16 protein-coding genes are annotated in these 18,481 nt (G+C 67.6%); 8 read left to right on the top strand and 8 right to left on the bottom strand.

The features are described 5' to 3' along the window. Nucleotides 1–6 precede the first annotated feature (6 nt). The 5 genes from ACN27J_RS16440 to ACN27J_RS16420 all read right to left on the bottom strand — a co-directional run bounded on the left by ACN27J_RS16440 (nt 7) and on the right by ACN27J_RS16420 (nt 3,235). The gene (locus ACN27J_RS16440) at nt 7–204 is read right to left on the bottom strand and encodes a hypothetical protein (RefSeq protein WP_421367197.1); all 198 of its coding nucleotides are present in this window, start codon (nt 202–204) and stop codon (nt 7–9) included. Continuing rightward, nucleotides 201–1,082 (bottom strand): FtsK/SpoIIIE domain-containing protein, encoded by an 882-nt coding sequence (locus ACN27J_RS16435; protein ID WP_421367195.1) that lies wholly within the window; start codon nt 1,080–1,082, stop codon nt 201–203. The genes ACN27J_RS16440 and ACN27J_RS16435 overlap by 4 nt, the downstream gene beginning before the upstream one ends. Before the next feature lie 93 nt (nt 1,083–1,175). After that, nucleotides 1,176–2,081: a hypothetical protein gene (locus ACN27J_RS16430; protein ID WP_421367194.1), complete on the bottom strand. Its 906-nt coding sequence runs from the start codon at nt 2,079–2,081 to the stop codon at nt 1,176–1,178. A gap of 166 nt (nt 2,082–2,247) precedes the next feature. Then, nucleotides 2,248–2,676: a DUF3307 domain-containing protein gene (locus tag ACN27J_RS16425; RefSeq protein WP_421367193.1), complete on the bottom strand. Its 429-nt coding sequence runs from the start codon at nt 2,674–2,676 to the stop codon at nt 2,248–2,250. 241 nt (nt 2,677–2,917) lie between these two features. After that, nucleotides 2,918–3,235 carry a hypothetical protein gene (locus tag ACN27J_RS16420; protein WP_282228482.1) on the bottom strand — a complete coding sequence of 106 codons (318 nt, stop codon included), beginning with the start codon at nt 3,233–3,235 and terminating at the stop codon, nt 2,918–2,920. 202 nt (nt 3,236–3,437) lie between these two features. On the opposite strand from ACN27J_RS16420, the gene ACN27J_RS16415 reads away from it, so the two are divergent. Continuing rightward, a complete protein-coding gene (locus ACN27J_RS16415; protein ID WP_421367192.1) occupies nt 3,438–4,292 on the top strand; it encodes a GntR family transcriptional regulator in 855 nt (284 codons plus the stop codon). A gap of 1,240 nt (nt 4,293–5,532) precedes the next feature. Here ACN27J_RS16415 and ACN27J_RS16410 read toward each other — a convergent pair. Then, on the bottom strand, nt 5,533–6,198 hold the full coding sequence (locus tag ACN27J_RS16410; protein ID WP_421367191.1) for a hypothetical protein: 666 nt from the start codon (nt 6,196–6,198) through the stop codon (nt 5,533–5,535). A 1,042-nt stretch (nt 6,199–7,240) separates the two neighbouring features. On the opposite strand from ACN27J_RS16410, the gene ACN27J_RS16405 reads away from it, so the two are divergent. After that, a complete protein-coding gene (locus ACN27J_RS16405) occupies nt 7,241–7,945 on the top strand; it encodes a hypothetical protein (protein WP_278171832.1) in 705 nt (234 codons plus the stop codon). 36 nt (nt 7,946–7,981) lie between these two features. Here ACN27J_RS16405 and ACN27J_RS16400 read toward each other — a convergent pair whose 3' ends face one another. After that, the gene (locus tag ACN27J_RS16400) at nt 7,982–9,550 is read right to left on the bottom strand and encodes an FAD-dependent oxidoreductase (RefSeq protein WP_421367190.1); all 1,569 of its coding nucleotides are present in this window, start codon (nt 9,548–9,550) and stop codon (nt 7,982–7,984) included. 120 nt (nt 9,551–9,670) lie between these two features. On the opposite strand from ACN27J_RS16400, the gene ACN27J_RS16395 reads away from it, so the two are divergent. Then, a complete protein-coding gene (locus ACN27J_RS16395; protein WP_421367189.1) occupies nt 9,671–11,431 on the top strand; it encodes an NAD-binding protein in 1,761 nt (586 codons plus the stop codon). A 53-nt stretch (nt 11,432–11,484) separates the two neighbouring features. Here the strand turns inward: ACN27J_RS16395 and ACN27J_RS16390 are convergent, their stop codons facing one another. Further along, nucleotides 11,485–12,693, bottom strand: a complete 1,209-nt coding sequence (locus tag ACN27J_RS16390; protein WP_421367188.1) for a DUF4032 domain-containing protein — start codon at nt 12,691–12,693, stop codon at nt 11,485–11,487. A 161-nt stretch (nt 12,694–12,854) separates the two neighbouring features. On the opposite strand from ACN27J_RS16390, the gene ACN27J_RS16385 reads away from it, so the two are divergent. From ACN27J_RS16385 to ACN27J_RS16365, 5 genes are all read left to right on the top strand, one after another. Beyond that, the gene (locus ACN27J_RS16385; RefSeq protein WP_421367187.1) at nt 12,855–13,625 is read left to right on the top strand and encodes a phosphatase PAP2 family protein; all 771 of its coding nucleotides are present in this window, start codon (nt 12,855–12,857) and stop codon (nt 13,623–13,625) included. A gap of 498 nt (nt 13,626–14,123) precedes the next feature. Next, complete coding sequence (locus ACN27J_RS16380; RefSeq protein ID WP_421367186.1) at nt 14,124–14,675, top strand: HD domain-containing protein; 552 nt, start codon at nt 14,124–14,126, stop codon at nt 14,673–14,675. 716 nt (nt 14,676–15,391) lie between these two features. After that, nucleotides 15,392–16,183: a nucleotidyltransferase domain-containing protein gene (locus tag ACN27J_RS16375; protein ID WP_421367185.1), complete on the top strand. Its 792-nt coding sequence runs from the start codon at nt 15,392–15,394 to the stop codon at nt 16,181–16,183. Then, nucleotides 16,180–16,863, top strand: a complete 684-nt coding sequence (locus tag ACN27J_RS16370; RefSeq protein WP_421367184.1) for a metallophosphoesterase — start codon at nt 16,180–16,182, stop codon at nt 16,861–16,863. Before ACN27J_RS16375 ends, ACN27J_RS16370 begins: the two co-directional genes overlap by 4 nt. Further along, nucleotides 16,860–17,981: a hypothetical protein gene (locus ACN27J_RS16365; RefSeq protein WP_421367183.1), complete on the top strand. Its 1,122-nt coding sequence runs from the start codon at nt 16,860–16,862 to the stop codon at nt 17,979–17,981. The genes ACN27J_RS16370 and ACN27J_RS16365 overlap by 4 nt, the downstream gene beginning before the upstream one ends. Nucleotides 17,982–18,481: the final 500 nt, after the last annotated feature.

The following is an 18,481-nucleotide window of genomic DNA, read 5'->3' as shown; positions in this document are numbered from 1 at the left end:
TTCCCTTCAGTGGGTGGGAGTCAGCCGGATGACGATCCGGATGCGGGGGTCGTCCGCGCTGACCTGGGCGGGTGCGGACATGTAGACGAGTCGGCCGCTGGCGCGGACCGCGTCGCGCAGAGCGGTGACGTCGGCGTGGGTGCCGGTGACGACCAGGTCGCAGTACGGCGTCTTCGGTCCGGTGTTGCCGGTTCGCCGGTTCATGCGGCCATCCCCCAGTCCAGTGGGGCGTACCGCTGGTTGACGGTGTCTAAGCTGGTGGGTCGCCGGATCCAGGCGGCGTAGTCCGCGATGGCCTGGATCTGCTGGTCGGACAGGTAGGCGACCTTGATGCGTCGGGGCATGCCGCCCTCGGCGAGGAGGTACGCGGCGCCCTGGTTGGTGGGGGAGATGTCGGTAGCGGAGTAGCCCTGTTCGGCCCAGCCGTGGCCGAGAACGATGTTCGAGCTGTTCGGGGTGGTGCAGCGGAACGCGGCCCGGTAGCCGAACAGGTCCCGCAGGCTGGTGGGGATGATGTCGAACGACGGCCGTTGCGTCGCGGCGACGACGGGGATACCGGCGGCGCGGCCTCGGGCGACCAGGTCACGCAGCAGCGTGACGAACTCCTCCTGTTCGGGCTTGCTGCCGATGGTGGCGGAGTAGAACGCGATCTCGTCGCAGATCACGGTGATGATCGACAGCTTGTCGGCACGGGTGACCTTGCGGCGTCCGTGTGCCCGGAGCCAGGCGTACCGGTTGTTCATGACGACCTGGAGGCGGCGCAGGACGATGAGCGCCCGATCGATGTCGGGGCCGATGAACTCGTCAGCGACGTCTTCCCACATGCCCAGTTCGACGAGCTTGCCGTCGAACAGAACGAGGCGGGTGTCGGTGGACAGGGCCGCGTGCGCGCAGACGGTGTTGAGCAGTCCGGACTTACCGCCGCCGGGTTCACCACCGGCGAGAAGGTTGCGGTAGACCATGTTGAGGTAGACGGGCTCCCCGAACTCGTCGATGCCCAGATAGATGGGGTCGAACATCGACAGGGACGGCCCGACCGGCACCAGCGGGTTACCCGCTGCGGGAATCGGTGTGGTGGTCATGGCGAGCGCTCCTAGGAATAGGAAGGTGGAAGGGGCGCGGGTAGAGCCGCGACAAGCGGGACCTGTCCCGCGCCCCTAAGCGATGGGTAGGGGTCAGATCCAGTCGGTGACGTCGTCACCGTCGGAGCTGGTGGCCGTCGCCGGGGCCGCTGTCGCGGTGGCGGGGGTACGGCCATTCGCGGTACGCGGCGACGGGGCCGGCTTGCCGTTGGCCGGCGTGCCGGTCGGCTCTGCCACGTCGGGCAGGTCCAGCGCGGTCGGTGCGGTGGTTCCGCTCCGGTCGGTGTCGCCTGCCGGGGTGTCCGGGTCGACCAGGTCGACCAGCGGGGAATCGACGGTCGCGCCGAGCACGTCACGGCGTTTGACGTCGACCCGCAGATAGGCGGCGTTGCGCTCCGAGGCGCGTTCGATCGTGACGGCCGCCGCGTGGCAGGTGACCGCGATCTTGTCCAACCGGCTGTTCAGATCCGAGTGCGACAACCCTGGCCGCAGATAGATCCAGACGCGTTCGCCGACCTGGGTCGGCGCGGCCCACAGGATCAGCGGCAGCGATCCGGACCGGTTGGCGATGATGAACTGTGCGAAGCACACCCGCAGCCGGTGACGCACGATGACGCACCACGCGAGCGCCACGATCCGACGGCGCACAGCCGGCACAGCGGCCGGAACGCCGACGACGACGGCGATGACCGCCAGGCGGGCGGCCAGGTTGGTGTGTGCGGCCAGGGCGATCCAGCCGTACACCAGGGCCAGGGACAGCACGATTTCCGGCAGCCACCACCAGACGATGCGGATCAGTGGCCAGATCCGGACCAGCGTCCAGACGACGGAGCCGACCGCGACGCCGATCGCGAAGCCGGCCAGGCCGGCGAGGATCGGATGCATGTAGTCGGCGGCGACAGCCATCGCGGCCAGGCCGACGACGATGGCGGTCAGGACGAACGACAGCCGCGCGTTACGCGCCGAGGAACGGTGAACCTGGGTCTCGATGACCGTCACCGTTCCGGTTGACTTCCGCCCGAACGGGCGAGGGCTAGACTTGGACACGACACGTCCTCCCAAGCGATTGGGTTGGATGGGTTGGAAGGGCGTAGGGCCGGGTGATGTAGGAGTCAGACCGGCCCCACGCTCGACATGGCGCGGCGGGATCAATGCCCGCCAGGTGCTACAGAGCGGCGATCAGCAGCGCAGCCACCCACAGGCAGCCGTAGTGCAAGGCTTGATCCGCCAGGTACATCCCGCAGGTCGGCGCGACCCGGTCAGCGAACGCTTCCGACCCGGTACGGGCCAGAATCCACCGCACCGGCCAACGCCGGTCCAGAACGGCGTGCGTCACCGCCGAGAACGCCAAACCGGCTACCACACCGGCGACCGAAACGGGAAGATCCAGCACCCACACCGTGACGCCCAGCATCACGGCAACCACCAGGTGATAGGCGGCCACGTGGCCCGCCAGATGCCGCCAGCCGGACAGACCGGCAGCGGCCTTGTTGGCGGCCTGAGCGTCAGTCTGGCCGAAAACGTGATCCGCCAACTGGTGAGCGGCGTGCAGAGTCGCGGCAACCACCGCGAACACGACAGCGGAAACGAGCACGACAACCACTCCCATACATGAGGGATGAACGGGTTGGAAAATGCGGGGCCGGGTGATGTAGGAGTCAGACCGGCCCCGCAGGTACTACAGGGTTGCGGCCACCATCGGTGACCGCGAGACCAGGAATGCAGGAGTCAGAACCACTCCCGGTCTCGACAAGGTGGGATCAGTGACGACGGGCTGAAGCCGCCGGAGGAGCCCCGGACATCGTGGGGCGGACACAGCACGATGTGCGAGGAACCTACTTGGCCGAAGCGCCAGTAGCCGGCTTCAGTTCGGTCGCGCGGTACGCCACGCCGGAACGCCCGTTGGTCGCCCACGGAATGGCCTCCCACTGAACGGGGTTGACGAGCTGTCCCACCGTCACGTTCGGCTTCTCACCCGCCGTAGTGATGGTGATGACCTCGCCCCCGGTCTCGTCCAGCACGAAGACCTGGGTCGACCACATGAGCCGGCCCGTACCCTTCTCCGACCGCTGACTGCCGTTCTGGTCGTTCTTCGGCTCCGGGTCCTTCGACACCGTCACCTGCTTGCCCGTGATGTCCACGTACAACTTCACAACAGACCTCCTGTCAGGAGCGCGCCCCCTGTGGGCGACTGCTCATGTCGATGAATCTAACAGTTGATAGCTAGGCGGGTCAACTGTTAGGTCGACTGTCCGGGAGATCTGAGTTAAGTTCGCAGATCAGCCCAGATGCAGGGTCGATCTGTTAGGTAACTGATATGATCGTTGCGTTGTTGACCTCTCAGTTAGGAGACCCATGTCCACGCCTCGACCACGGCTGACCCGTGCGGCGGCACTGCACCTGCAGGTGGCCCGCAACATCCGCAACGACATCGAGGCTGGTGTACTCCGTGACGGAGACGTGCTGCCCTCTACCCGCGAGCTGGCAGAGCAGTGGAAGGTCAGCGTCTTCACGATCACCGAGGCGATGAAGGTGCTCAGCCAGGAGGGCCTTGTCCTCAGTAAATCCCGGTCAAAGCGCGTAGTGCGAACACCGGACCAGGGCCGGACGGGCAAGGTCCGACCGAGTCGGCCACAGGTCATCATGATTGGCGGGTACGCCGGTAGTGGCAAGACCGAGCTCGGCCGAATCCTCGCACGCGAGACCGGATGGCCGATTCTCGACAAGGACACCTTGACGCGGCCAGTCGTAGAGGCTGCCCTGGAGACTCTCGGCACGTCTCCGCACGACCGGGAGTCAGAGGTCTACCTGACGCGGGTCCGGCCGAGAGAGTACGAAGCGCTCCACGCCGCGACGGCCGAAAACGTCGAGTGCGGCAACAGCGCGATCGTCACCGCGCCGTTCATCGCAGAGTTCAGGGATGCCGCCTGGATCAATCGGACCAAAGCGAATCTTTCTGCAATGGAAGCTACCGTAAACCTCGTATGGGTGTACTGCGATGTCCTGACGATGCACACCTATATCCGCTCCAGGGGTGCCGCACGTGACGCCGCCAAGCTCGCCCACTGGACGGGCTACCTGGAGTCGATCGACGTCGAAACCCGCCCAGACGCCCCGCATCACCTGATCGACAACTCGGCGTCCAGCACGCCCTTGCAGGTACAGGCGCGGCACATGCTCAAGACCATTCTGGACGGCGAGGCAGGCTGATGCCCGGCGTTATCCTCTACGGCCCGCCCGCGAGTGGGAAAGACACGGTGACTACCGCGCTTCACGCTGTCGACTCACGGTGTCGCCTGTTTCCCCGCCTCAAGGTCGGCCCAGGTCGTTCCACGGGGTACCGCATGGCGACCCATCAAGAGGTCGACCAGCTACGGAGCAGTGGCAACATCGTCTGGGAAAACCAGCGCTACGGAGCGCTCTACGTCGTAGACAGGCCCTACCTGGAGGAGCAGCTTGCTCACCACATCCCCGTGCTACACCTTGGGCAGGCAGAGGCCGTAAGTGCGGTACTGGATGTCATGCCCCCAAAGACCTGGACCGTGGCTCAACTCTGGTGCTCCCGACCGACCGCGCTGGCGAGGATCGTCGACCGAGGCACAGGCGACGTAGATGCGCGGCTGACTGCCTGGGACCAAACAACTCCGCTCGCTGACGCGGACGTCACGATCGACACCGGTCGAGTCGTCCCAGAGGCGGCAGCGCTGTCCATCTACCAACTCTTGCGCTTCAGCGGCTGACTTCGTCGGCTGAAGGCCGCCCCGGCGGCGGGTGGGCGGTGGAAAGCCGGGCCGGCCGGCTGCCGGCGGTGCTGTGAGAACTTTCTGTACGTCTTCAAGGCGGCCCGCGAAGCGGGCCGCACGCGCCGCCGCCTGGGCGCGTGGCCTGCACTCCGCTGTCGCTCCGCTCCGGCCCCGCAACACGCCCGGCGGCTGGCGCGGAGAGCGGACACCAACCGGGCCGCCGCCGACTGCCAGCGTTCCGAATGTGTGGTGTTGGGCCGGCAGCCGGCCGGGGCGCGGCGTGGCCGAGCGCACGCCGCGCCGATCGCGCGGGAGCCGGGTACGTGCGGGGTTGCGGTTACTGCGCCTCCGGCGGGGGCGCTCCGGCTCCGGGGATGGATGGGCCGCCGTCGGCGGCTCGCGGTCCGTCGGTGGTGGCGGTGGGGGAGCCATCCCGCCCGCCGTCGACCCCGGGCAGAGCCGAGCAGACCACCGCCCGACCCGCCAGCGTCCGTACGGGCGTCAAGGCCGTCTTGACGTGGCGGGCCGGGCGGCGGCCCGCTCCACGGTGTGCGGGTCGACGGCAGACGGGATGGCTGGTGTTGCGGGCCGCGCTGATCAAGGCAGACGCTCGCTGTGTACTCGCTACTTCGGATTGGTTCCTGGAGAGGCTGCAGCCGGCACGGAATAGCGGGGGTCAACTCTGGAGCTGAAGTAGTGGCTGCGGTTCAAAAGGGAGGTGCGAGGCCGATCAAGGCCCGCGGATTGTCGACAGGGTATTCGTTGAGAATCGCGATCTCGTCCTTCTCTAGCAGGTCCTTTAGCGCCTGCATGTAGTCGCCGACACTCCCTTTCACTGCAACTCTTGCAATTACGCTCAGCTTTCCCGAGGCGACTGGCTGTTTCTCCATGAGGCCTTTAATAACTACCCTCTTCATTTTTTCAACTCTCTGGATCCTTGTCGAATCCAGAGCCTCGTGGACAATCGGCGTAACTTGATCGCGTAGGGTCTTCAAGTCCCCCTCTGTGACCCCCAGTCTCGCTGATATGTCGGTAATGGCATCCACCAACTCGGTTTGCGTTCGAGTGGTCTGCTCCTCCGTGGTGCTTTCCGTCTCGCCCCCTTCGAGCGCCTTCGTGTGGGGAATGCGCCAGACGTGTGCTCGCATGTCTGTGACCGTCTCGCGCATCATCGTGAAAGTGTCAGCGTACATAGTTGAAAAGAGCGCTTCGACACGCTTGACGCTTGCGGATATTTCCTCCGCGCTTTTTTGGGACCTTTGCGCTTCCGCTGTGGAGAGGCGGTAGAAAACTATCGCAAGATATAGTGCAACGATCGCTAAGACGGTTGACATTACAGCGGAGATCAAGTTAAACGCCTCGACCACGGTCATGCTGGCACTCTACTGCACCCCTCTGCCCGGACCTTGAGTGACTGAGTGGGCGACGATCTGGGATCTAGCCCGAAACCCACGGACGGCGGCAGACGAGGACTGCCAGCGTGCTACCCGGAGCGCCGCAGATGGGCGGGCGTCGATTGACGCCTAGGGTCAAAGATTCAACCGAAGCGGGGACTAGTGGCCCGGTTGCTGTCGACAGCAGTGGTGACAGCAACCTGGCTGGACGTGGAGCGTCAGGGAAGGTGAGTGACGGACCTGTATCCGAGCTTAGAGACGTGCGCGGACCGAGCCGGACGGGGCGCGCAGAGCTTGTAAGCGAGATGTCGCCGGTTCGAGCCCGGCCGGGGGCTCCAGCACCGCCGCGCAGGTCCCGCCGTGCGACGCACGGCGGGACGCCGTGGCAGCAACCGTGACAGCAGCGCTGGGCACGGCCGCCGTCCGTCAGATTGCCGGGCGTCACTGTATCCCGGGTTGTGTTACATCCGGCTGATGTGTGACTTGTCTAGCGAGCCCATGTCAGTAATCGGCAACGCGAGTAGCTGGCGTTGCACTCATTCGGCCGATGTGTGACGTGTTCTTCTGACGGAACGCTGGGCCGTTGTGGCGGGTCACGGAGGGGCCGGTGGGCGTCGCGCGCCGGTTCGACGGCGGTTTGCGGCGGCAACGTCGCCTCCGATTCGGGTGCCGCCGTGGGTCTGATGCCACAGGTGCATCTTGATTCATCTCTGGCATCAGGTTCGGTCGGTACTTCCGATCCAAGGAGGTGACGCTAAGTGCATATCAAGCTGCTCCTGGCGACTGACGGGGTGCGAGGCTCGCGTACCCCCGGCAGCCGCCGGCTCCGGCCGTCGTGGCGTGGCTCCTGCCCCGGGTAACGGTTCGGTGGTGATTCCACCCCGTCGGTTCCTGTCGGGCGACTCAGTTGTCGCCGCCCACCGTTACGATCGGCCGGCCCCGCGTACAGCGGGTTGCCAGGAAAGCTCCGAGCCGCCTGCCGGTCAGGAGTCACGGGGCCCTCATCAGAAGTAGGTAGAACATGTCTGACCCCTCTCAGCCGCAGTACCCGGGCGCGCCCGCCGGGCAGCCGGTGCCGCCGGCTGGAGCCGCTCCCGGGCCGGCCTACGCCGGCCAGCCCGGCGTTCCGATGGCCCCGCCGCCCAAGAAGTCCAAGGCGGGCCGGATCATCCTGATCGTCATCGCCGCCGTACTGGTGCTCTGCCTCGGCGGCGCGGCCGTGACCTTCTTCCTCGTCCGGGACACCGTCGGTGAGGTCATCGAAGCGACCCAGACCCGGCTGGTCACCCCGGACACCCTCGCCGGCCGCGAGCTGAACACCGACCCGACCTTCCAGGGACTCGCCGAGGAGGTGGCCACCGGGCTGGCCGCCGACGTGCCCGAGTCGACCAGCAGCATCGGCGCCTTCTACGGCGACATCGAGCAGGAAAACCTGGTGATGATCGCCGGTGTCTCCGGCGTGATGGCCGACCCCGACCAGGAGTTGGCCGACGCCACCGAAGGCGACGCCACGGGGCTCGGGATGACCAATGTCACCGACGTCGACGCCGGTCCGAAGGGCGGGTCGGCGCGGTGCGGCGATGCCGACCTCGAAGGCATCCCCGGCGGGGTCTGCGTCTGGGCGAGCCGCGGCGCGCTGGTGATGTACGTGTTCTACTTCAGCACCGGCGAGGAAGCCGCCGGCTCGCTCGTCGAGATCCGCGACGCGGTCGAGCAGACCAGCTGACGGAGAACTGACCGACGTCGGCCCGCCGCACTACCACTACTGCGGCGGGCCGACGTCGGCCGGCGTCAACGGGTGTCGCTCCCGGGCCAACAGGCCGTACCGCCGGATCGTCCGCAGCGGCTCGGTGGCCGCGCCCTCCCGACGCAGGATGTGGTTCGCGGCCAGGATTCCGGTCACCGCCGCCCGTTCCATCAGTGCGCTCGGCAGGTCGGTGTCGATCCCGTCGCCGGCCAGAAACAGACCGTCCGCGTCGGTGACCACGCCGGGCCGCCCGGCGGCCGCCCCGGGCGGGAACGCCGGAGCCTGCGCCTCGACCCGCGCCCGGGACTCCAGCACCGGCAGGTCGGCCACCTCCGGCCACAGTGCCGCCAACTCGGCACGCATCCGATCGGCCAGCACCTCGGCCGACACCTGCTCCGGGCAGGCGTACGCGTGGAGTTCGAGCACCGCACCCCGGCTGCGCTGCGCCCACTGCCGCGCCTGACGCTCCAGCCGGTGGTAGAGGGTGACCGAGTCCAGGGTCGGCTGGCGGGAGACCCCGCTGAACACCGGCCGGTCGGGTGCGACGTCACCGCCCAACCAGAGCCGGGCCACCGCGTACGGCGGGCTGTCGACCAGCGAGCCGACCCGCTCGGCCAACGTCGGCGCGGCCTCGGCCAGCCGGGGCGAGTCAGCCAGCAACGTGCGCAACGCCGGCGGATCGACGGCCAGCACCACGTATCGGGCGGTGTGCGCCGCCCCGGAAGCGCACCGCACCTGCCAACCGTTGGCCCGCCGAGGGCTGACGGTCTGCACCGCGTCGCCGGTGACCACCCGGCCACCGTGGCGGCGCAGATGCTCGTGCAGCGGCTGCCAGATCGCGGCGTCGTAATCCTGCTCCGGTGCGTCGAAGCCGAGCCCTTCCGGGTTGCCCAGGAAGTAGAAGTGGAAGTTGGCCACCAGTTCGGCGGCCGACAACTCCCGCTCGTGGTTGAAGAACGAGTGGGAGAAGACCTCGAACAGCATGGCGCGGGCCCGGTCCGGCAGCCGCAGCGAGTCCAGCAGCTCGGCGGCGGACCGCTGGTCGAGCTCGGCGTACGTCCGGTCTGGATGGTAGGCCAGCAGCGGCATCGCCGCCCGACGGTCCATCTCGCGCAGTTCGGGTAGCCGCAGGCTCGGACTGCGCAGCAGCAGCGCCAGCAGGTTCAGCGGTGGTGTGGTCGGCAGCCGGCCGAACTCCTCCGGTGGCCACTGCGCCGACCACACCGGGTAGCCGTCGACCGGGCGCAGCATGCCGAGTGTCGGGTCGGCCCGGCGCAGGATCGCCCGCCAGTTGTAGTACTGGCGGAAGAACGCGTGAAAACCGTGGTCGACCGGCTGGACCGTGCCGTCGGCCAGCGTCTCCGGCCAGGCGGCCAGCCGTCCACCGAGCTGGGCGGCGCCTTCCAGCACTGTGACCCGTACGCCGCGTTCGGCGAGGACGATCGCCGCGCACATGCCGGCGATGCCGCCGCCAACGACCAGCGCGTCGGTGCCGGCGGCCACCCGGTCGGTGCCGGCCGGATCAGCCCGGACCAGCTCGGACCGTACGCCGAAGAGCCGGCCGACCGTTCGGGACAGTCCCAAGAGCTCCTCCTTGCGTCTGCGGTGATGGGCCGGATGCCGGGTCCAGTGTGCCGGTCCGGTCCGCCGGGGAGGCGACTTTGCGGTCACCCCGCGCGTGCCGTCGATGGCTACCATCCGGTCATGGCTGTCGACCCGTGGCGTGACCGCGCCCGCCGCGCCGTCGGCGGGCGGCTGCGCAGCAACGGCGAGAACCGGCCGCACTACGTCGTCTGCGGGCACGATCCGCTGGCCTACCGGCTGGTCGGCGAGTTGGTGGCGGCGGCCGCCACGGTGACGGTCATCGTGCCCACCCGGCCCCGGCCGGACGGGCCGGACATGCGGTCGATCAAGGGGATCCGGCTGCTGCGGGCCGACCGGCTCACCGAGCAGACGTTCCGCAGCGCCGGGCTGGCCGGCGCGCGCGGCCTGGCGCTGCTCAACCAGGACGACGTCGGCAACATCAACGCCGCGCTGTGCGCCCAGGAGGTCGAGCCCGACCTGCGGGTGGTGATGCGGATGTTCAACACCCGGCTGGGCAGCCGGGTGAAGCGGCTGTTCGCCGACTGCGAGGTGCTGTCCGACGCGTCGATGGCGGCACCCGCGTTTGTCGCGGCCGCCCTCGGGGTGGTGTCGCCGACCCATTTCCGCCACGGCGGCCGGACGCTGCACGTGGCGCAGCGCGACGAGGTCCGCCCCGAGCACGTCATCTGCGGGCTGGCCGACCTGAGCGACGCGGGCCGCCCCCGGGTGCTGCCGGCCGACCAGCACACCGCCGATCTGGTGCTGGCCGAGGCGGCCGGCAGCCAGCTGGCGCCGGTCCGGGCGGCCCGCCGGATCGTCCGCGCCCGTCAGCGCGCCCGGCTGTGGCGGGACCCGGTACGGGCGTTGCGGTCCTTCGCCACCCGCAAGATCGGGATGGCCACGCTCGGCGTACTGGCGGTGGTGGTGGTCTTCGGCATGCTGCTGTCGCGTGCCGAGGGGGTGAGCGTCGCCGAGGCGGTCTACCTGACCGTGGTGATGACGCTCAGCGGCGCCGATCCGGACCTGGGCAAATCGGCCGCCGTACAGGTGATGCAGGTGGTGCTCAGCCTGGCCGGGCTGGCGTTGATCCCGCTGCTCACCGCCGCCGTGGTGGACGGTCTGGTGAACGCCCGGCTGGCGATCGCCGACCGGCAGACCCGGCCGGAGCGCACCGAGCATGTGGTGGTCGTCGGGCTCGGCAACGTCGGCACCCGGGTGATGTGGCAGCTGCACGACCTCGGAGTCGAGGTGGTAGGGGTCGACAAGGACCCGGACGCGCGGGGCGTTTCGGTCGCGCGGGAGCTGGGCGTCCCGTTGATCGTCGGCGACGGCTCCCAGGAGGAGACGCTGCGCGCCGCCTCGGTGGCGACCTGCCGGGCGCTGGTGATCGTCTCCACCGACGACGTGACGAACCTGCAGGCGGCGCTGTACGCCCGGGAGATCCACAGCGACGTGCATGTCGTGCTGCGGCTGTTCGACGGCGATTTCGCCAGCCGGATCCAGCGCACCTTCAACATCGGTATCTCGCGCAGCGTGTCGTACCTGGCGGCGCCAGCGTTCGCCGCCGCGCTGATGGACCGCGAGGTGATCGCTACCATCCCGGTCGGCCGGCACGTGCTGCTGGTCGCCGAGGTGATCGTCGCCGCCGGGTCGGCGCTGGACGGCGGGTCGCTCGCCGCCGCCGGCGACAATCCGGGCGTACGGGTGATCGCGTTCGCGCAGTTCGGCGAGCCCGGACCGGTGTGGCTGCCGGCGTCGGGTTTCCGGCTGCGGGCCCGGGACCGGATCACCGTGGTGGCCCGCCGGTCCGGGCTGAGTTGGCTGCTCAAGCAGGCCACCGAAGCGGTCGACGAGGCCGAGCCGGCGACCGGATCCGGGTAGCGCCCCGGTCGCACCCGGGGCGCGCCCGGTCCGCCCCGGTGACGCCGGGTCAGTCAGGCGGCCGGCACCTCGGTGCCGAGCACCGCCTGCTCGTCCGGGTAGTGCACCAGCACGTCGGCCAGGAACGACTGGACCGCCGGGGCCAGCCCGACGTCCCGGCCGGCCTCCTCGGACAGCCGCCACCGGTGCTCGATGACCTGGGCGAACAGCTCTGACGGCTCGACCTTGCGGCGCAGGTGGGCCGGGACGGCGCGGACCACCGGCTCGAAGACCTCGGTCAACCAGCGGTGCGCCGCCTGCTGCTCGTCGGTCAGGTCGCTCTCCGCCCGGTGCGCGTCGAGGTCGTTGAGCAGCCGGCGGGCCTGGTTCTCCTCGGCGTCCAGGCCGGTCAGCCGCAGCAGCCGCCGGCTGTGGTAGCCGGCGTCGACCACCTTCGGTCGGACCAGGTAGGAGCCGCGGTCGACGACCGACATCGCCACCTCGGCGACGTCGAAGCCGAGTTCGTTGAGCCGGCGGATCCGCCGTTCGATGTCGTGCCGGGACTCCCGTTCGACGTGCTGCTCGTAGGTGATCTCGTGCCACAGCCGTTCGTAGCGGGTGACCACCTCGTCGGCGACGGTCTCCGGGTCGATCGACTCGTGCAGCAGGCCGGCGGCCTGCAGGTCGAGGGCCTCGCCGAAGATGTTCACCCGGGCGATCTCCAGGTCCTCGCCGCGCTGCCCGTTGGACAGGCCCGGCCGCAGCGCCCCGGTCTCGGCGTCGACCAGGTACGCGGCGAACGCGCCGGCGTCGCGGCGGAACAACGTGTTCGACAGCGAGCAGTCACCCCAGAAGAAGCCGGTCAGATGCATCCGGACGATCAGCGCGGCGAGCGCGTCGAGCAGCCGGGCCAGGGTCTCCGGGCGCAGCTGGTTGGAGAACAGCGCCCGGTACGGCAGCGAGAACTGCAGATGCCGGGTGATCAGCACCGGGTCGAGCGGTTCGCCGTCGGCGTCGGTGCGGTCGGCGACGATCGCCACCGCCTCGACGGCCGGGAAGTCGATCCGCTCCAGGGCGCGCAGCAGGTCGTACTCGCGTTCGGCGACCCGTTCGCCGGTCTCCTTCACGGCGTACACGGTGCCGGCGAGTTTGACGAACCGGACGACGTGCCGGGAGATGCCCTGCGGCAGCGCCACCAGGTGGTCGGCAGGCCACTGCTCCAGCGGTGTCGACCAGGGCAGGTCGAGCAGCGCCGGGTCCACAAGGGCCGAGGTGATCCGCACGGATCAAGCATGACGGGTACGACGCCGCGATGCCGCCTGCCGTGGCTCGGCTAACACTGTTGATTTGATCCATATTCAGAGTGTTCGTGGTGGTCCCGCCGTCAAGCTGTCGCCGCCCCGACACGACATCGTCACCGCACCGGTTCGGTAACCTGGCCGGCGTGCCCGAGCCGACCGCCACCCGCCCGCCCGCGCCGCTGTCCGACGCGTCGCGGCGACCGGGGCCGCGGCCGGCCGGCTGGTGGTTCGACGCGGTGCTGCTGGCCGCGCTGGCCGGGCTGACCGGGGCGCTCGCCGCCGGGGTGTTCCTCGACACCGACCTGGCGGTACGGGACTGGGTCGACGCGCACCGGCCGCCGGTGGCCTACTGGGCCGCCCGGGTGCTCAACCTCTTCGGCCAGGGCGGCTGGCTGCTGATCCCGGTCTCCAGCGTGCTGGCGCTCTGGCTGGCCCGGCGGGTCCGTTCGGTGCGCCCGCTGCTGCCGGTGCTCGGCGCGGTGGCGGTGACCTACCTCAGCGTCGGCGCGATGAAGGTGCTGCTGCCCCGGGGCTACCCGCACGACCTCGACGACCCGTTCCCGGAGCGGCTGTTCACCGAGGCGACCCCGGCGATGGCGTACCCGTCCGGGCACGTCACCAACGCTATCGTCTGGTACGCGGTGATCGCCCTGCTGATCACCGGTCTGCTACGGGCGTACGGCCGGCCGGTCCCGGCCCGGCGGCCGTTCCCCGGCTACCTGGCGCTGCGCTTGCTGCCGGCGGCGATCCTGTTCTGCAGCACGGTCTACCTCGGCTACCACTGGTTGACCGACTCGGTCGCCGGGCTGCTGCTCGGCTGGCTGCTGCTGCGCCTGCTGCAACGGGTGCCGTGGGACACCGTACGGCTGCCGTGGGTGCCCGGCGGCCTGGACCGCCCCGCCGGCCTGTCCTGACCAGTAAGGCTTCAAGGCTGATCAAGGAGGCGCTGGAAGAGGGCATGATCGCGCTACGTGACCCCAATGCACCCCTCAAGCTCAGGGAGTATGTGCCCTGGTGGGCCGCTCCGGACCACGCGCCGGGCTCTTGAGCGTTGTTCACTTGACAGCAGGTCTTCGGAGCCGCCCGCGACGGGCATCCTCGGGGCCCTGAGCGGCAGGGACGCGGGTCACATTCTCCTTGATGGGTATTTGATCGCCTACGTTCAGACCGTCCATGTTGCCCGCCGACAAATGCCGTCTAGGCACCCAAATAAACTCCCAGACCGGACAAAACGCCCTCGGATTTGTTTGACGGGTACTTGACGTAAGCCAGCAGAGGCAGAGGTAGGCCCACGGGTAACCCCAGGTGATCTGGGCCGCGCCGCGCCCCGGCCGGCTGCCGGCCGGCACAGGGCACGTAACCGACAGCCGTAAGCCGGGCGGGGATCTCTAGAGACGCCGTACGCTCCGGGTATGTCGGGACTGGTGGCGCGAGCGGCTGAGCTTGCCGAGGAACAGTTAGCTGCTGCTCTACCTCGGCGCTGGCGTCATGTGCAGGCCGTTGCCGGGAAGGCCGGCGAGGTCAGTCATGTCCTGGACCCGGCGGACGCTGAGGTTCTCGTCGCTGCCGCGTGGCTGCACGATGTCGGGTACGCCCCTGGCGTGGCGGATACCGGCCTGCACGCTCTCGATGGCGGGCGGTGGCTGCGTCGTGTCGGGGTGTCCGATCGCGTGGCCGCTCTGGTGGCTCATCACTCGTGCGCGTTGTTCGAGGCGGAGGAACGTGGCCTTCGGGACGAGTTGGCCGCTGAGTTCCCGCAGGAACAGTCGCTCACGGCTGATGCCCTCTGGTACGCGGACATGACGACCGGCCCGGACGGACACGACGTCGCCGTTGCGGACCGGCTGGCGGAGATCGAGCAACGCTATGGCCCGGATCACCTGGTCACCAGATTCTGGGTACGGGCCAGACCGACACTGCTGGAAGCCGTCGAGCGCACCACGGGTCGGCTCGCGGTGTCCTAACCGATGTACGGCTTCGAACGCCCCTCGTAGCCGTGATCGACGCGCAGTCGCACGGAGGGATGGGTCGCTGCTGGGCCCTGGGCAAGCTCGACGGACGGCTGTCCTGACCACCGTTGCCGTCAAGGTGTCCCGCCGTGTCTGTGCTGGAGCCCTCGGCCGGGCTCGAACCGGCGACATCTCGCTTACGCGCTCTGCGCGCTTCGCCCGGCAGGGTCCGTCCGCGTCGGCGAATTCGGGTCACGGTCCGTGCCCGGCCGCCGACGGCTGTCCTTCGTCCGGGCACGTTGCTGTCACCGTTGCTGTCGAACCGACCTCCTGGTAGCGGGCTCACCGCGCTGCCTCCGCCGCTGGCGACCGGCCAAGGCAACGGAAGACGTTTACGGGCGACGGATCGGTTACCCCACGGCGGTAACAGGGCTGGTCACAGCGGCGGCTGGCCTCATTGCGGCTGTCGCGACGCTCACAGCGCTCCTCATCGCCTGACTACGTGGGGGCAGTCGGTGGCGCTCGCCTACCCCCGCATCGTCGCAGCAAGACCGCTCCAACTCGCGTCCGGCGCGCCCGGCGGTTTGGGACGCTGCCGTACTCAAGCGGCCCTGTGGAGGAGGGCCAGCGCTTGATGTGCGCCGTCAAGCACAGCCGGACGCTCGGCCATACGAGCGGAGGAAGGCGTCTGCCCGTATCAGGTTGTCGGTGCAGGTCGTTAGGCTCCTGTTATGACCCCGTCGCTCGTGCCGTTGGACCAGGCCACGACTAGTACCAGGCAACCGCCTCAGGACGTCATCGCGCGGGCCATGGCAGCGGTACGAGGGCCGTTCGTTGCTGTTGCCCTGTACGGAAGCCAGGCACGGGGCACCGCCCGGACAGACAGCGACATCGATGTCCTCCAAGTGGTGCGAACACGTCCCGGTAAGTACTCCGACGGGGACGTCAACGTGACTGCATACAACATCAACACCTTGAAGGAGATGTCAAAGCAGGGCAGCCTCTTCATGCTCCACCTGCTCACTGACGGCTACATCCTGAGCGACCCCGATGGGACACTCGGGGAGATTTTTGCCAGTTATCAGTATCCCCCGCACTTCCGGAAGGCGATTGCTGAGTTGGCTGCCGCCGGGCGGGCGCTGACCGTTACGGATGCATCGCTCCACGCGGTCGGCCTGCGAAAGCTCGGGATCTACGTCGCTAGGACGGCTTGCTACGCCGTCCTAGCCGAGAGGGGGCAGCCGGAGTTTGACCCTGACATAGTTGCTAAAACCCTGGGCATTCCTTCAATGAGCCGTGCTCTGGAAATGCGGCTCGTTCCGCCACGTCCCGATGACCTGATCGCTCTTTATCAGGCCATCAGCGACTTGCTGGGTGAACTTCCCTCGGCAGATACCACGCTGGATTCCCTCGCTGTCTCCCTGTTTCCTGAGTTTCCCTACGCCTCCACCTTGATGACACAAGTGCTCGCCGGCCCAGAAGAGGGATTCGAATACACCGCGCTGGCTGTACCGCCGATATGAACCATAAACTAATGGTGGTTGGTGATGTTCACGGCTCGTACGCGCAGCTTGCGCGACTACTCGACTCGCGGTTTTCGGCCGGGCGACGCTTGGTTTTCGTAGGCGACCTCATTGATCGTGGGCCTCGCACCTCAGATGTCCTTGATTTGGTAGCCCGCTTGGTGGCGGAGTGGCCACTTGGCGTTTCAGTTCTACGCGGCAATCATGAGCAGGCGCTCTTAGACTTCCTTGACGGCAACGATGCGGTCACGTTCCTCCGCAACGGTGGGGTGGCGACAGTGGCCAGTTATTACCCTCAGGCACCGCCCAACGTTCTAAAGGTGTTTCGGGACAGCTTTCCGTTGGAGCACCTATCGTTGTTGCGATCGACAGTGACACACCTAGAGAGCCCCGAGTATCTGATCAGTCACATGGGCTACGATCCGCGTCGCCCGAATGCTAGAGACCTCCGGGCGATGGTCCTTGAACCCCACTTCGAGCTGTTTCAAACTCGCCTGCAACCTCCGGTGCCATTAACGGTCTGCGGACACTATGCGCAGCGAGGCGGCCGGGCTTTCGTTTCGCAGTCCCTGATTTGCATCGACACGGGCTGCGGCACCACAGAGGGGGCACCGCTAAGCGCGGTCCTCCTTCCCGAGCGGTTGATCGTTCAGTCGGACATAGGAGGCGAGGTCAAGTGACATCTGAGCCGGCTAAGTTGCGTGAATTGCGGAACGCCGTCAATGACGGACGAGAGATAATCTCCGTCCACTATGCTTGCGAGAGTCTGACAGATGCAACGGATCATCCCCCAACTGTCTCCTGCATAGCTGTCGCAAGCCTGAACAACGGGACCCGAGAAGCCTTTTCACTAGCCGACCTACCTGTAGAGACCGACGCGGTGGGGCGAGAAATTTCCTTGCTGGAGCGGTTCTACGACTATCTAAGTGAAAATCGAGAATCCATCATAGTCCACTGGAATATGAACAGCTCGATCTTCGGGTTTGCCGCCCTCGCCAAGCGGTATTGCTTTATCACTTCCAAGGAGCACCCTCCATACAGGCCGTCCGATCACCTCCTCTATGATATTGATGACATCGTCGCCGAGATGTATGGCGACCAGTACGTCAGGCATCCAAAGTTCTACAATCTTGCCTCACTCAACGAAGTCGGGCTCTACTCATTCCTTCCCGGCAAGGAGGAGGCAAACCGCTTCAAATCCGGAGACTTTGGTGCTATCAATAGCTCCACAACAACCAAAGCGCGTGCGAACTTAGACATCCTGCGCGCACTCTTGGCTGGACAGCTCCGCACCCAGAGAAGTTCGGGAAGCGTGCGATTCGCCGGGCAGCAGATAGATGCCGTTGACACGATTCTGACAATCGGGCAACGGATGCGGGACGTCGAGAGAGAGTTGTCTCGCAGGCACGGCGGTCGACCGACGATCACTGTCGCGGATGAGTATGATGCCCAGGATCTCCTGAAAGGGCTTTTTGCTCTATTCTTTGAGGACGTGCGCCCTGAGACGTGGACGCCTAACGTCGCCGGCGGTGCAGCTCGGATCGACTTCCTACTTCCCTCCTTCGAGCTGGCTGTCGAGATCAAGCGGGCGCGGCCAAGCATGACGGCTCGCAGTCTGGGCGACGAGCTGATTGTGGATCGGGACCGGTACAAGACAGAGCAGCGCGCCAAGCATCTAATCTGCCTTGTCTTCGACTATGACGGAATCCTACCCGGCCCCCGTGGACTAGAGGCGGACCTGAGCCGAGAATCAACGGTTGAAGGGCTGGCGGTAACGGTGAGAATCTTCGACCGCTGACTTTCCCATCCCGTCTGCCGTCGACCCGCCCTCCTGGGGAGCGGGCCTCCGCCCGGCCCGCCACGTCAAGACGGCCTTGACGGCTCGTACGGACGCTGGCGGGTCGGGCGGTGGTCTGCTCGGCTTGCCCGGGTCGATGGCGGGCGGGATGGCTCGCGCAACCACTCACGGACCGCGAGCCGCCGACGATCTTTCCCATCCCGGAGCTTGAGCGCCCCCGCCGGAGGCGCAGTAACCGCAACCCCCGCACGCGGCCGGCACCCTGCCGACGCGCCCGGCGTGCGCTCCACCACGCCGTGCGCCTGCCCGACCCGATCCCGGCCGGCTGCCGGCACAACCCCTGAACTTCTCTCCCACCTCGGCCACCCATTCGGCGGCGACCCGTTGGGCATCCCGCTTCGCGGGCCGCCTTGAAGACGTACAGAAAGTTCTCACAGCACCGCCGGCAGCCGGCCGGCACCGGGCGCGTATAAGCCTGGCGGGGACGTCTAGGGACGCCG

It is taken from the genome of Solwaraspora sp. WMMB762, assembly GCF_049179115.1.
In the GTDB taxonomy this organism is placed as follows: Bacteria; Actinomycetota; Actinomycetes; order Mycobacteriales; family Micromonosporaceae; genus Micromonospora_E.
Note: the sequence above shows the minus strand (reverse complement) of the source record. Positions and strands in the feature narration are given on the sequence as shown.

Bases quoted from the DNA above. Each gene is read 5' to 3' on its own strand.
- ACN27J_RS16440 (WP_421367197.1), bottom strand. From the start codon at position 204: ATGAACCGGCGAACCGGCAACACCGGACCGAAGACGCCGTACTGCGAC.
- ACN27J_RS16435 (WP_421367195.1), bottom strand. From the start codon at position 1,082: ATGACCACCACACCGATTCCCGCAGCGGGTAACCCGCTGGTGCCGGTC.
- ACN27J_RS16415 (WP_421367192.1), top strand. From the start codon at position 3,438: ATGTCCACGCCTCGACCACGGCTGACCCGTGCGGCGGCACTGCACCTG.
- ACN27J_RS16410 (WP_421367191.1), bottom strand. From the start codon at position 6,198: ATGACCGTGGTCGAGGCGTTTAACTTGATCTCCGCTGTAATGTCAACC.
- ACN27J_RS16405 (WP_278171832.1), top strand. From the start codon at position 7,241: ATGTCTGACCCCTCTCAGCCGCAGTACCCGGGCGCGCCCGCCGGGCAG.
- ACN27J_RS16395 (WP_421367189.1), top strand. From the start codon at position 9,671: ATGGCTGTCGACCCGTGGCGTGACCGCGCCCGCCGCGCCGTCGGCGGG.
- ACN27J_RS16380 (WP_421367186.1), top strand. From the start codon at position 14,124: ATGTCGGGACTGGTGGCGCGAGCGGCTGAGCTTGCCGAGGAACAGTTA.
- ACN27J_RS16375 (WP_421367185.1), top strand. From the start codon at position 15,392: ATGACCCCGTCGCTCGTGCCGTTGGACCAGGCCACGACTAGTACCAGG.
- ACN27J_RS16370 (WP_421367184.1), top strand. From the start codon at position 16,180: ATGAACCATAAACTAATGGTGGTTGGTGATGTTCACGGCTCGTACGCG.